A 12,258-nucleotide genomic window follows, 5' to 3' on the forward strand; every position below is an offset into this window, starting at 1 on the left:
TTGTACCTCCGGGAAGGCACGCCCGGATCCGGGCGCTGTGCGGGCGCTGCGGATCAACGGTGGTGCGGCCCGTCGGCGGCGCTGGTCGACTCATCCGGCGTTTGCCAGGAGTCCTCGCGGGCCTGCGCGGGCGGTGTGTGGTTCCCGGGACGCGCACCGGGGTCCTTGCCGGCCCGGACGCGACGGGAGCCGTACCAGAACGCACCGAGCAGCACCGCGACCACGACGACGCCAGCCGCGATCATCCACAGGCTCGGCGATCCCGAAGCGGCGAGGGGAACAGATGCGAGAGAAGCGATCATGCGCCGCGTCTACCCCTGGGTTCGCGCTTTTCACGCCTGCGCCGAAGCCGGAATGGTGTCGGCCGCGTGGGGTAGCAGCGGCGGTTCGAGCCAGTAGTGCAAGCGGGTCGAGGGGAGGCTGGTGGTCCAACCCGCACGACGACGGCGGTGTGACTGCGGCACCGTGGGAGCCGCGGTCCGGGCCTGCGCCGAGTACGCCGCTTCGTCGACGACGCCCACTCCTCAGCCCCCGGTTGCTGATGTCCAAGACACCGCGTGGCTGGTCGTCACCGCCCTGGTCAACGCCGTGCGCCACACCCCACGAGGCCCTGCACCCTGGAGCCTGAGGGGCAGGGTGGGTTCGATGCCGATGCCACCGTCACCAGCCCGGATGTTCCCGCCCGCGGCCCCAGGGCTCGGCTGGGTTCGGCTGGCGGTTGGTGAACCAGCTGGCCCAGGAGGTCGAGGTCCGGCCCAGGCGCGACAAGACCGTCCATACATCACAGAAGAGCTCGTCCGCCGCCGCAAGCCCCCAGCACCCTGCTGACACCCGGCTCCCAAACCGCCGCTGCGGACGGGGCTGGGGTGGGAGCGTACGGTGGAGTAATCCCGGCTACGGTCGTCCGGCGCCTGCCGGGCGTCGGCCGGCTACCGCTGTCCGCCGAGGTTGGTGCCCCGGCGGGCTCCCCCGCCCCCTCCGGGCCGGTGCGGGGCGGGATGCAGGGGCGGCGGCGAGGAGGCGGTTGTGACCGGTACGGAACCGTCCCCTGCCGGGGATCTGCCCTTGCCCGCGCCCGATCTGAAGACCGACACCGTCTTCGTGGGCGAGGCCGTGGTGTGCGTGCTGGCCGGCGACCTGCACCAGGGCACTGAGAACATCAGCGCGCAGGCTCTCGCTGGCGCTCTTCAGCGGCGGCCGGCCCTGCTGGCAGTCGACCTCGACGCGATCGAGCTCTTCAGCGCCGACGGCCTCAACGTCCTTCTCACCCTGCGCGAGAACGCCCGCGCCCAGGGCGTGCCGCTGGTGCTTCTCTCCCCGAGCCGGGCGGTGCGGCGCGTACTCGAACTTGCCGACGCCGACTCCCTCTTCGAGGTCTGTGCGAGCGCACAGGAGGCCCTCGCGCAGCACGGGATGTAATCAGCTGGTTCGGGCCGGTATACGCGGCTGGGGGTCGGGCAGGCGCGAAGCGACACAAACGCCTGCGACGGCCTAGTCAGGAACGCCATGGGGTTCACCCCGTCCGAGGTTCCGCACCACCGTGAGCTCGACTTCGAACCCGGTCACGGCGGGGCGTGCCGCGCAGGCCTGGCCTTCGCCCGCCAAGCCCTCACCGACTGGCAGCTGACCGCCCAGGCCGGGGACGCGCTGCTGGTCGCGGCGGAACTCCTGGCCAACGCCGTCAAGCACGCCGGCGGCCCCACGCGCATGAGCGTCGACCACACCGACGGCCTGCTGCGGATCGCGGTCACCGACCCCAGCCCCGCACCGCCCCACCGGCGCCGGCACCGGCCGGAGTCGATCGGAGGCCACGGCCTCTTCCTCGTCGACCACCTCGCCACGCAGTGGGGCACCCTCCCCAACGGGATCGGGAAGACGGTCTGGGCCGACCTCGCCCTGCCGCCTCAGGCCGATCCCTAGCCAGTGGCCACGAGGCAGGACCACCGCACGCACAAGAGGCATAAAGTGTGCAGTTCTATGCCTGGGTGAGACTCTGCCGATCACCGAAGCGCGGGCGAAGTTCGGCTCGCTGGTCCGCCGGGCGTCCCACGCCCGCGAGCGCATCACCATCACCGACCACGGCCAGCCCGCGGCCGTGCTCATCAACCCCCAGGAGCTCGCCGACCTCGAAAGACGCGCTCGCTCTGGCCCTCTACCGTGAGCGGCAGTCCGCCGGCGCCGCCACGGTCGTCCCGCATGACGACGTCCGCGCCCGGCTCGGCCTGGAGCGCGCGTGACCTACACGATCGACTGGGACGAGGCCGCCATCAACACGGCGGCCCACTTCTCAAGGACGACCCCGACGGCCTGCGCCAGCTCATGGACGCCGTCGACCTCCTGGCCAACCAACCCCGGCCCGAGGGCACGACCCCGTACGGCTCCCCGGACCTGCGCCGGATGCACGTTGGCCGCTACCGGGTCCTGTACGAGATCACCGAGGCCACCGTCACCATCATGGTCATCCACGTCGATCGCCTCGGCTGATCACTCTGCCGAAAGCACGCCCGAAGGGCCGGACCGAGCAGGGTCCGGCCCTTCGTCGTTCCCATCCCCGAAATGGCGGGGCGGTTCGTGGACGACGGTCGGAGTCTGCGTCGCGGGATTTCGGGTTCCGGTCTGGCGAAACCGGAATCGCAAATCGTATAATTCGGGCATGGAGTCGGTTGAGCCTCGGACCAGCTGGACGTTCGTCACGAACCACGCCCGGATCCTCGCCATGATTCTTCGGGATCCGGAGATCCGGCTGCGGGACCTGGCCGACAGCTGCGGGCTCACCGAACGGGCGGCCGGTGCCATCGTCGGTGATCTGGAGAACGCCGGGTACCTCACCCGGGTACGCCACGGCCGCCGTAACCACTACCAGGTGACACCCGGGACCCTCTTCCGTCATCCGGCCGAGGGTCCCCACGAGATCGCGAACCTTTTGCACCTGTTGGTCGACCTCGACCCCCAGGCCGGAGCGACCGGCCACCCTTCCACGGACGGTGATCGCCGTGAGCGTCAACCACACGGCTGACCCGCGCACCGGCGCGGGGCCCGAGGCCCCCTGTCGCCGCCCCCTTCCAGGTCTTCCTCCCGACTTTCGGGGTGGTGAAGGAGCAGGTCATGACCTCTCTTCCCGACCGCCTGCCCGTCGCGGCGGAGCACATCAGCGGCACCATGCATCCGTCGGTCGTCGCCGTGGTCTTCGAGCCCGGGCCGCGGCGGGTGCTGGCGCGTGTGCGCGGCGAGATCGACATGGGAGACGGCGACGGGCTGCGTGGGGACCTTCTCGCGGCTCTGGAATCCAGCCGCGACGGTCTCGACGTGGACCTGTCCGCCATCACCTTCTGCGACACCACCGGTCTGCACATCCTGCTGGACCTGAACCGGCTGGCCGTGGAGGCCGGGAAATCGCTGGTGTTGACCGCCCTGAGCCGCCCGGTCGCCCGCCTGCTGTACCTGAGCGGGGTCCAGCACGTGCTGACCGTCCGCGCCTGGCCCACTCCTGTCCGGCATGGAAGAGCACCCGTGGCCGAGGAGGCCGCTGCGACACGTGGTCGGCTCGAGCTGAGCGAGATACTGGCAGCGACCGAGAGCGCCGCGCCGGTGCACTCACTGGATGTGGTGGCGCGCAATCTTCGTGACCGGTTCGATGCAAGGTACGTGTCGTTCCTGTTCGTCGACATCGTCGGCCGGCGCCTGCTGCGCGTCCACGACACCGCGGCCGAGCCGGGGCGGCAGCCAGCCGAACAGGTCCCGCTGGCGGGCAGCAACGTCTACGACGACGTGCTGCGCAGCCAGCAGCTGGTGGTGGCCGAAGACGGCCCTGACGGACAGCGAGTGCTGGCCCCGGTCACCAACCGCGGCGACACCATCGGAGTCCTGGAGCTCTTCCTCACCCAGGTCACGCCGGAGGTACGCGCGCAGGTCCAAGACGCCGCTCACGCGCTGGCGTACATCATCGTCACCGACCGCCGCTTCACCGACCTCTACCACTGGGGCAACCGCACCGGCCCGGTCAGCCTTTCCGCGGAGATCCAGCGCCAGCTCCTGCCCTCCGCCTCCTGCTGCGAGGCCCCCGAGTTCACCCTGGCCGGCGCACTGGTCCCGGCCTCCGACATCGCCGGCGACACCTACGACTACAGCCTCGACACCCACGCCCTGCACCTGTCGATCACCGACGCCATGGGCCACGACGTGAGCGCCGCCCTCATGGCCACCCTCCTGGTCAACGCCTCCCGCGGCGCCCGCCGCGCCGGAACCGACCTCGCAGAGCAGGCCCGCCAGACCCACCAAGCCCTCCTCGACCACGGGCACCACAGCATCGCCACCGGACAACTGCTACGCATCGCCCTGGACGGCACCCACGCCCAGCTCGTCAACGCCGGCCACCCCTGGCCCTACCTGCTGCGCGCCAACACGGTCACCGAGCTGCAGCTGGCGGTGAACATGCCCTTCGGGGTCCCCAAGCAGGGCGCCTACCAGGTCCAGGACCTCGACCTGCGCCCCGGCGACCGGCTCCTGCTGCTCACCGACGGCATGCAGGAACGCGACGCCCGGGCGGTGGACCTGCCCGCCCTCCTGCGCAAGACCGAAGCCGAGCACCCCCGCGAGGTCGTGCGCACCCTGGTCGGCGCGGTCACCGACGTCTACGGCGGCCAGCCGCCGAAGGACGATGCCACCGTCCTGTGCCTGGACTGGCACGGGCCCCAGTCCGCTGCCTCGAGCTAAGTCGCGGTGGCCCGGCAGATGCCTGCCGGGACCATGATCTGCGGGACGGTGAGGGGTGGTGCCAGGGTTCCTGACGTGTTCAGTCGCCGACGTACCACGTCTGGTTGTCTCCGCCGTTGTCCTGCCAGAGCTGAGCGGGGGCTCCGTTCGCGCGACTGTAGCCGCCGATCTCGATGTTGTACTTGTTCCAGAAGAACTGGTACTCCGCCCCGGTGCCGTGACGGCGTAGGAAACGCTGGTTGTCGTTGTAGTGGCAGTCCCACTGGATGAGCTGGACGCCATTAGCTACGTTGCCGCCGGGGATGTCGACGCACTTGCCGCTGTTGGCATTGGCCAAGGTCCATTGGTTCACGCCGTAGATATCGGCCACGTACCACTGCTGGTTCTTTCCGCCTGTGCACGTCCACTGCCGCACGGCCGCGCCGTCTAGCAGACTCCAGTCGGCGACCTCCAGACATTTCTGCGTGCCGAGATTGATTATCCGGAACGGCCCCTCGATCGTGGTCTCTGCCTGAGCGGGGGACGCCACGCCCACCGCTAGGATCAGGCCGGAAACAGCCGACAGTGCCTTCGCGACACGTCCGCGGAGATTCGCCATCTGTTTGTCCTCTCATCGTGAGTGCGGCGGCTGTTGCCGGCCGCCGTGTGTGCGCGTTTTGCCGTCGCTTCGCTGTCACGGGCCCGCCGCGGAGCGGGATATTCCGAGGCGGTAGTCGCGTCACTGCTTGTTCGAGCGACAGCCCGCTCCCGTGCCCACGTCGAACCTGCAGTGGTCGAAGTCAGTTCCTTCACCGTATTCGCCGATCACCAGTCAGGGCGGTTTCACCCTGCATGCCATGGAACGTGGTGAGGTGTCACTCTGCACAACGTTGAGGCGCTCAGGAGGGTCCAGGCCCGATCCCGCGGATATCACCTTCGCCGACTGATGGGTGATGTGCGGGGGTTGACGGCGGGGCTTTCTGGGGTGGGGTTCGTTCTGCTGGTTGTGTGAGGTCCGGGCGGTTCTGGCTGCTTTTGGTTAGGCCCGTCTCGGTGGCCGGGTACCGCGGGCACGACACCGAGCCGGCCTGGACTCTTGTCGTGGCCTGGATCCTCGCGACGGGCTCTACGCACCTGCTCATCCTTCGCGCGCTTTTCCTGACCTCGCGTCGTCTGGAGGCTCTGCTGTTCCTACGCTGTCGTAACGGCCTGCATGGGGCTCTGGTCGTCCACACCATGCGGCTGCCCGCCGGCCTGGACCGGTCCTGTCCGGCGTCCGCCACCACCAGCTTGCCGACGCATGCTCGCCCCCGCCGCCCCCGCCGCAGCGCCCCTTGGCGAACCGCTGGATGGCCCTGCCAGCCTTGACCGCTTTCCGGGCCTTCGTCAAGACACGCTCAGCCCCCGTACTGCGCCCGCCGCGCGGCCTGGCACGAGGGACATGTGGGCGACGCCCCGGGCCCTCCGTATTTGCAGGTGGGGGCGTGGCAGATCGCGCACGGGCCGGTCTGGCTCGGCGACCAGGTGACGGGCTGGGGTCTGGCGGGGGACTCGGGGGCGGCCATGGCGGACTCCTGGGCGATCGGAAGACGTCACTCCTATTGGATGGGCGCAACACGCCACGCACGCCAGAGCGGCCAGGCCGCCCAAGGCCTTCGGGGCGCGGTGGAGGCGGGGGTCAGCAGCAGGGTCCGGCATGGCGGTTCTCCTCGGCGAGGTCGGTGAAGGGGATGGGGCAGCAGGAACTTCCGGCGCAGACGGTCAGGTCGTCGCACCCGGCCTCGACGGCCGCGGCCAGGGCGCCACGGATGGTGGTGAGATCGGCGATCTTCGCGTCGACCTCGGCGAGCTTCGCCGCGGCCCGCTCCTGGAGACCCGCGATGGGGCGGCGGTGCCGGTGACGGCCCGCTTCCAGCAGCTCGCCGACCTCCTCCAGCGTGAACCCGAGCCGCTGCGCCGACTTGATCACCCGCAGCGCCGTCACGGCCTCCGCCCTGTACAGGCGGTGCCCGCCGTTGCTGCGCTCCGGCTCGGCCAGCAGCCCGCGCCGCTCGTAGTAGCGCAGGGTCTGGATGTTCACCCCAGCCGCCTCCGCGACCTGCCCGCTGCGCAGCCCCGCGCTCACCGCCGGCCTCCGGCGGCAGCGGTTCGCGCGGCCAGGGCGTCCAGGACCGCGGCGTGCTCCTGGTCCACGGCGATGTCCAGGCCGATCAGGCCCTCGTCCGGGGTGACGGTGAAGGTGAAGAACGAGCAGCAGCCGCCCTCCCGCTCCGCCAGGTCCCGCACCCGCTCCTCGTACCGGATCCGGCGGCCAGGTCCAGGCGCAGCCGCAGCGGTCCGGGCCGCGACAACGCGGTCAGTCGCTCGGCGAACAGCCCATCCCACTCCGCGACCCGCAGAGGCCGCTCCTCGGTGGGCAGCGTGCAGGACTGCGGTACCCACGCCAGATCACTCATCGTGCTCACTCCCGTCGTCACGTCCCTGGTGGGGACACCTCCGACGGTAAACCTGTACCTAAGTACCGGATGCAAGCCCCCTTGTCGGAAGTGGGCACGATCGATGCCACCCTCTGGCCCCCTTCCGCGACTGTGCATCGGAGTTGTCCATCCAGGCCAGGTATCGCGCTCAGTCACAACTGTGACTGATGTCCTGTGCCATCGAATCTTGATCGCGTGCCATCGATCTTTAACGGATGCCACGGCCCCCAGGCGCTGGGTGACCCCAGCGGCCGGAGATCGTTGCCAGGGCATGATGAAGATCGTGAAGCGGCTGTCGGCCGTTCTTGCCGTTACCGGCGTCGCTCTGGCCTCGGCCGCAACAGCCCATGCCGAAGTCACCGTGAAGGCCAGCCCCATGGCCCGTTCGGCAGTGCACACGCTGCACATGGAGCGGGGTGTGCGCACCGCCGTGCCGGACCAGGCGTGGCAGACGCTGGCCCTGATCGACGCCGGCCAGTGGCCGCCGAACGACGGGTCAGGCACGAGGGGCGGGGATGTCTGGCCCAATCGGGACGGTGTGCTGCCTGTTGCCGACAGCGAGGGCAACCCGATCCAGTACCGGCAGTGGGACGTCAACCGTAGGACGCCCGGTCAGAACCGGGATGCACAGCGAATCGTCACGGGCGATGACGGCAGCGCCTGGTACGCCGCTGACCTGTTCGGCACTTTCGAGAGGATGCGGTGATCGCGACCGCCGTGGTCGGCGGGGATTGAACGCATCTTCTTAAGCCTGTCTTTTAACCTTTGCGAGCTTTGATCTGGTTTCGCTCGGTGATGCTTTCGGGGCGTCTGGTGGTCTTGCCGACGTCGTGACGGGTGGCGGGATGCCGGTTCTTCGAGCCAAGTGGCCGTCCTGGTGCCGGTGTTGAGGGTTTCGGTGCACGGGCGGGACAGTGCAGGTGCGGGCGGAGGTTCCGAAACCCTCGTCGGACGCGGGCCGGGGTGAGCCGGGCGGGCTCGGTCGGCTTCTCCCAGGGGCGGCGGAGGTCGGCAGCGGCCTCGCGGGTGAGGCGGAGCTGGGTGTGGGCGGCGATCACGAGCCACGTCCACCGGTCCGCGGCCTCGTGGCGTTGACGGTTTGATCTGGCCCCACTTTTCCGGCCTGAACTGGCTCCATGTCGCGGTTCCCTCGGTGCGGCTTCCGGCTTGACTTGGCCCCGGCTTCCGGCTCGGACTGGCCCCGTCAGCGATGGGCCCGGCCCATGAGAACCGGGCTGTACTGTCGTGTCGGGTCAGAGCGGGCCGTCGTCCGAGTCTCGTGCCCATTCCTCGCGCGGCCGCAGACTCGAGAGGATGCCTTGGGCCTCGTCGCGGACCCCGTCGTCGTCATCGGTGGCGAGCTCGTGCAGTTGCTGGATCAGCCGGTCCGCGCCATCGGTTGTCATCCACTCAGGGTTGCAGTCCAGAGCAGCCCCAAGCTGATCTCTGGTCCAGAATTCGACAGCCTGGCTGCTGGCCAGCAGCACGCAGCGAAGGCCAGCTCTGTCCCTGCGTGCAAGCAGTGCCTCTGCCGTCTCCTGAGTGACCCCGGAGTCTCGGAGATCCAAGAGGAGACGGTGGAGGACGTCCGCCACTTCGTCGAGCTTGTCCGACGCTGCAAGCCGCCGACCGACTGCTGCACGAATGGACCAGTCCGGGGAATCGGCATTCCGAAGGGCCGTGCTCAGTTCTTGATCACCGGGAGACGCCATGCCCCCAGCCTGCCAGGGGCGTCGTCGATCTCCATGCGATTTCCTAGCTGCGCTGCTGCTTGGCCCTGGTCTGGGCGAGGTGGTAGGAGTCGGTGCCGGTTTCGATGATGGTGCCGTTGAAGGTGAGCCGGTCGACGATGGCGGCGCAGAGCCTGGGGTCGGTGAAGGTCTTGGTCCAGCCATCTGGGGCTGGCACTTGTTCCCTCACAAGAGTTGCCGCTGCGACCTGGCCGTATCCCCCTCCTGTGGCCCTCGTTGATTCTCGCGGTGACGCCACGATTTTGAAGGTGCCACCTTGACCGTTCAGGCGCGAGGAAGGTGTGCCGGTGGCCGAGGCGAGACTGCAGGTCATCGCGGGCGGGGCCGTCCCGCAGGAGCCGCTGACGACGGATCCGTGGCAGTTCCAGACCGCGTGCGTCGACGCGTTCGTCGCCTCGTGGCGGGCCCGCGGGTTCAGTCCGGTGACCATCGACAACGACATCGGGCAACTGGAGCGGACCCTCAAAGCCCTGGGCCGGCCCGCGTGGGAGGTGACGCCCGAGGACATCGACCGCGTGATCGGCGACCTGGCGGTTCAGGGCCGCAAGACGTCCACCCGGCGTGAGTACGTGCAGATCTTCAAGGGCTTCCACCGGTTCCTTCAGGCCCGCAAGGCGCCCGAGATCGAGGCCACATTCGGCGTCCGCCTGGTCTGCCCGATCGACGAGTTCAATGCCTCCCGTCACGTCGGCGACGATTCACCGGCCCTGCTGCCGCCGCCGACGCCGGAGCGGGTGAATGAGTTCTTTGACTTCATGAAGCGGCGGATCGCGACCGCGAGGAAGTACGGACCCGCCGCCCGGGACTATGCGATGTTCCGGACTCTGTATCACGCCGGACTCCGTTCGGAGGAGGCATCGCTGCTGGAGAGGCCGGACCTGCACTTCACCCGCGGCCCGTTCGGCAAACTCCACGTCCGCTTCGGCAAAGGCGCCCACACCTCCGGCCCCCGGCCACGCTGGGTGCCCATGCTCGACGGCCTCGACCTGGTCCTGCGATGGTTTCTGGAAGACGTACGGCCCAAGTTCCCCAACTCGCCGGTGCTGTTCGCCGACGAGTCGGGCGGCAACCTGCATCGTGGGACCATCCGCAACCGGCTCCGCTATCTGATGGAACTCGAAGGCCGCCCGGCGACCGACCGCTTCAGCCCGCATGCCCTGCGACGAGCGTGCGCGACCCACAACTATGAACGCGGCGTCGACCTCGTGGCCATCCAGCAGATGCTCGGTCACTGGACGGTCAGCTCGACCATGCGATACGTCCGGCCGTCCGCCACCTTCATCGAGGACGCCTATCAACGGGCGGTCGCCAGCACCCTGGCCGAGCTGACCGGGAAGGACACCACGGCATGAAGATCCAGTGGCGGCTGCGGATGGCCGCCGCCCAGCGCGAGGTCTGGACCGGGACCGAGCTGCGGCGGCTGCTGGCCGAGAAGGCCGGCCTGGAGCTGTCCTCAGCGTCGGTGTCCGCGCTGTTCACCAAGGAGCCCTCACAGGTGAAGATGACCACGCTGGCCGCGTTGTGCACCGCTCTGGAGTGCACCCCCAACGACCTGATCGAGGTCGACACCACCCCCGTCGAGCGGCCGATCGCACCCCCTCGCCCGGTCGCCGACCTGCCTCAGGCCGCCTCGGCCCGGGGCCGGTCGATGCCGCCCCTGTGACGGCGGGCCGCGATGGGCAAGAGACAACGGGACTGCGTCACCTGCGGCGCCCCAGTCGGATATCGCGACCGTCAGCACTGCTGCCGCTGCTGGGGGCGGCTGAAGGAACAGGCGGCGAGAGCTGCGTGTCCCTCCTGCGGTCTGGACCGTGTGCTGCAGGACGACACCGGCCGCTGCATCGTCTGCTCGCGTGTCTGCCAGCAGTGCGGCCATCCGGTCCGATCCGCGAACAGCGAGCTGTGCCGGGACTGCCGCAACAAGGCCAAGAGGCTCGCGGCCCAACAAACGTGTCCGCGCTGCGGCAAGCCGGGCTATCTGCGCGAGAACACCGGCTGGTGCGGACCCTGTTCCCACCCGGGCTCACCGAAGAAGCCGCCGCGGGTCTGCCGCGAGTGCGGGCAGCTGCGGCGACATGCCGGGCTGGGGATGTGTTCGGCCTGCTGGCAAAAGCACCCCAGCCGCCCTTTCATCCGAGGCGAACACCTCCGGGAACGACTCGCTGACCCGCCCGTGTGGCTCGCCGATTTCATCGCCCAGATCGCGGCCCGCCACTGCGTCGCCCGGGCCTGCGGCTTCATCACCGATCTGGGCCGGCTCCTGGAGGACGAGCACTCTAACTCGCCCCAGGCTCTGCTCGAGCGATCCCGCAGACCCGGCCGGTCAATGGGCTCCTTCGCCCGTGCGCTTGAGGACTTCTTCACCCTCCGCGGCCTGGCCCTGCCCACCGACCAGGCCGAACGGCTTGCCGCGGGCCGACGTCGCCGCCGCGTCGAGGCCGTGCCCGTGCCCCTGCGGTCGGCCGTGGAGGCGTTCGATGTCTCCCGGATGCGGGCCCAGGACCGGGCCCGCCGGGCTGGCACCCGCCCCCGCAGTAACCACACCCTGGAAGCCGCCCTGGCCACCATGCGTGACCTGGCACTCTTCCTGGTCAACGAGCGGGACAAGAACGACTGGTCCCTCGTCGACGTCCACGACGTCGAAGCCTTCCTGACCACGCTGCCCAGGGCCCGCAAGCGGCGCCTGACCGTGCTGCGGCAGTTCTTCCGGTTCGCTCGTGCCCAGAAGCTGGTGCTGGTCGACCCGACACGCAACCTGATCATCAAGGAAGCGAACAGCTTCCGCGGCCAGACCCTCACCCTCGGCCAGCAGCGCGAACTGTTCCGCCGCTGGAAGACTGACGAGCACGTTCATCCCCACGAGGCACTGGTCGGGATGCTCGCACTGCTGCACGGAGCCTCCAGCTCGGAGGTCCGCATGCTGCAGATCTCCGAAGTGGACCACCTCGCCCAGACGGTCCGGCTCGGCAAACGACCCCATCCCGTCCCGCTGGACCCCGCCTCCTGGACGGTGCTGCAACGATGCCTGGCCCACCGCGAGACTTGGCGGACCGAGAACCCGCACATCGTGGTCACGAAAGGCACAAAGGCCGGGCGGAATCCGGCCTCAACTGCCTATCTCTCCCACGTCCTTGATGACTGCGGATTCCCGCCCCGGATGATCCGCAGCACCCGCCTCGTCGACCTGGTGAACACCCTGGACCCCAAGCTCGTCGCGGCCGCGTTCGGGATGGACCCGCAGGCCACACTGATCTATCTCGCCGACCACGTCGACGAGGGGCGGCTCCCGCTTCCGGATGGCAGCCGAAATACCAAGAGGCCGCACTGAAAACTCGTAC

General features: G+C 69.2%; 14 protein-coding genes and 4 pseudogenes. 11 read left to right on the top strand and 7 right to left on the bottom strand.

All coding sequences use genetic code 11. The features are described 5' to 3' along the window. Positions 1 to 53 precede the first annotated feature (53 nt). A complete protein-coding gene (locus tag ACIQCH_RS01825; protein WP_402576827.1) occupies positions 54 to 302 on the bottom strand; it encodes a DUF6479 family protein in 249 nt (82 codons plus the stop codon). A gap of 763 nt (positions 303 to 1,065) precedes the next feature. On the opposite strand from ACIQCH_RS01825, the gene ACIQCH_RS01830 reads away from it, so the two are divergent. From ACIQCH_RS01830 to ACIQCH_RS01860, 7 genes and pseudogenes are all read left to right on the top strand, one after another. Continuing rightward, complete coding sequence (locus ACIQCH_RS01830; protein WP_402576829.1) at positions 1,066 to 1,419, top strand: STAS domain-containing protein; 354 nt, start codon at positions 1,066 to 1,068, stop codon at positions 1,417 to 1,419. 87 nt (positions 1,420 to 1,506) lie between these two features. Next, positions 1,507 to 1,920 carry an ATP-binding protein gene (locus ACIQCH_RS01835; protein ID WP_402576831.1) on the top strand — a complete coding sequence of 138 codons (414 nt, stop codon included), beginning with the start codon at positions 1,507 to 1,509 and terminating at the stop codon, positions 1,918 to 1,920. Positions 1,921 to 1,981: 61 nt separating this feature from the next. Continuing rightward, positions 1,982 to 2,237 (top strand): annotated as a pseudogene (locus tag ACIQCH_RS01840) (type II toxin-antitoxin system Phd/YefM family antitoxin). After that, the gene (locus tag ACIQCH_RS01845) at positions 2,197 to 2,484 is read left to right on the top strand and encodes a type II toxin-antitoxin system RelE/ParE family toxin (protein WP_402576833.1); all 288 of its coding nucleotides are present in this window, start codon (positions 2,197 to 2,199) and stop codon (positions 2,482 to 2,484) included. The pseudogene ACIQCH_RS01840 and the gene ACIQCH_RS01845 overlap by 41 nt, the downstream one beginning before the upstream one ends. A 169-nt stretch (positions 2,485 to 2,653) precedes the next feature. Next, complete coding sequence (locus tag ACIQCH_RS01850; protein WP_402576835.1) at positions 2,654 to 3,016, top strand: helix-turn-helix transcriptional regulator; 363 nt, start codon at positions 2,654 to 2,656, stop codon at positions 3,014 to 3,016. Positions 3,017 to 3,159: 143 nt separating this feature from the next. Continuing rightward, positions 3,160 to 3,459, top strand: a pseudogene (locus tag ACIQCH_RS01855) (STAS domain-containing protein); the annotation flags it as partial. A 99-nt stretch (positions 3,460 to 3,558) separates the two neighbouring features. Beyond that, on the top strand, positions 3,559 to 4,713 hold the full coding sequence (locus ACIQCH_RS01860) for a PP2C family protein-serine/threonine phosphatase (protein ID WP_402576903.1): 1,155 nt from the start codon (positions 3,559 to 3,561) through the stop codon (positions 4,711 to 4,713). Positions 4,714 to 4,792: 79 nt separating this feature from the next. On the opposite strand, the gene ACIQCH_RS01865 is transcribed toward ACIQCH_RS01860, so the two are convergent. The 3 genes from ACIQCH_RS01865 to ACIQCH_RS01875 all read right to left on the bottom strand — a co-directional run bounded on the left by ACIQCH_RS01865 (position 4,793) and on the right by ACIQCH_RS01875 (position 6,978). After that, complete coding sequence (locus tag ACIQCH_RS01865) at positions 4,793 to 5,311, bottom strand: RICIN domain-containing protein (protein WP_402576837.1); 519 nt, start codon at positions 5,309 to 5,311, stop codon at positions 4,793 to 4,795. Positions 5,312 to 6,370: 1,059 nt separating this feature from the next. Next, positions 6,371 to 6,817 carry a MerR family transcriptional regulator gene (locus tag ACIQCH_RS01870; protein ID WP_402576839.1) on the bottom strand — a complete coding sequence of 149 codons (447 nt, stop codon included), beginning with the start codon at positions 6,815 to 6,817 and terminating at the stop codon, positions 6,371 to 6,373. Continuing rightward, positions 6,814 to 6,978, bottom strand: a complete 165-nt coding sequence (locus ACIQCH_RS01875; RefSeq protein ID WP_402576841.1) for a hypothetical protein — start codon at positions 6,976 to 6,978, stop codon at positions 6,814 to 6,816. The genes ACIQCH_RS01870 and ACIQCH_RS01875 overlap by 4 nt, the downstream gene beginning before the upstream one ends. A gap of 462 nt (positions 6,979 to 7,440) precedes the next feature. Here ACIQCH_RS01875 and ACIQCH_RS01880 point away from each other — a divergent pair, with 462 nt between their 5' ends. Next, a complete protein-coding gene (locus ACIQCH_RS01880) occupies positions 7,441 to 7,875 on the top strand; it encodes a ribonuclease domain-containing protein (RefSeq protein WP_402576843.1) in 435 nt (144 codons plus the stop codon). Between the two features lie 52 nt (positions 7,876 to 7,927). On the opposite strand, the pseudogene ACIQCH_RS01885 reads toward ACIQCH_RS01880, so the two are convergent. The 3 genes and pseudogenes from ACIQCH_RS01885 to ACIQCH_RS01895 all read right to left on the bottom strand — a co-directional run. Further along, positions 7,928 to 8,254 (bottom strand): annotated as a pseudogene (locus tag ACIQCH_RS01885) (transposase); the annotation flags it as partial. A gap of 168 nt (positions 8,255 to 8,422) precedes the next feature. Further along, a complete protein-coding gene (locus tag ACIQCH_RS01890; protein WP_402576845.1) occupies positions 8,423 to 8,656 on the bottom strand; it encodes a hypothetical protein in 234 nt (77 codons plus the stop codon). Positions 8,657 to 8,924: 268 nt separating this feature from the next. Beyond that, positions 8,925 to 9,062, bottom strand: a pseudogene (locus ACIQCH_RS01895) (ATP-binding protein); the annotation flags it as partial. Between the two features lie 145 nt (positions 9,063 to 9,207). Between ACIQCH_RS01895 and ACIQCH_RS01900 the strand changes: the two are divergent. The 3 genes from ACIQCH_RS01900 (at position 9,208) to ACIQCH_RS01910 (ending at position 12,248) form a co-directional block, all read left to right on the top strand. After that, on the top strand, positions 9,208 to 10,272 hold the full coding sequence (locus ACIQCH_RS01900; RefSeq protein WP_402576847.1) for a tyrosine-type recombinase/integrase: 1,065 nt from the start codon (positions 9,208 to 9,210) through the stop codon (positions 10,270 to 10,272). Next, positions 10,269 to 10,583, top strand: a complete 315-nt coding sequence (locus ACIQCH_RS01905; protein WP_112437628.1) for a helix-turn-helix transcriptional regulator — start codon at positions 10,269 to 10,271, stop codon at positions 10,581 to 10,583. Before ACIQCH_RS01900 ends, ACIQCH_RS01905 begins: the two co-directional genes overlap by 4 nt. A gap of 150 nt (positions 10,584 to 10,733) precedes the next feature. Beyond that, a complete protein-coding gene (locus ACIQCH_RS01910; protein ID WP_402576849.1) occupies positions 10,734 to 12,248 on the top strand; it encodes an integrase in 1,515 nt (504 codons plus the stop codon). Positions 12,249 to 12,258: the final 10 nt, after the last annotated feature.

The organism is Streptomyces sp. NPDC093225 (assembly GCF_044753805.1).
Classification (GTDB): domain Bacteria; phylum Actinomycetota; class Actinomycetes; order Streptomycetales; family Streptomycetaceae; genus Streptomyces.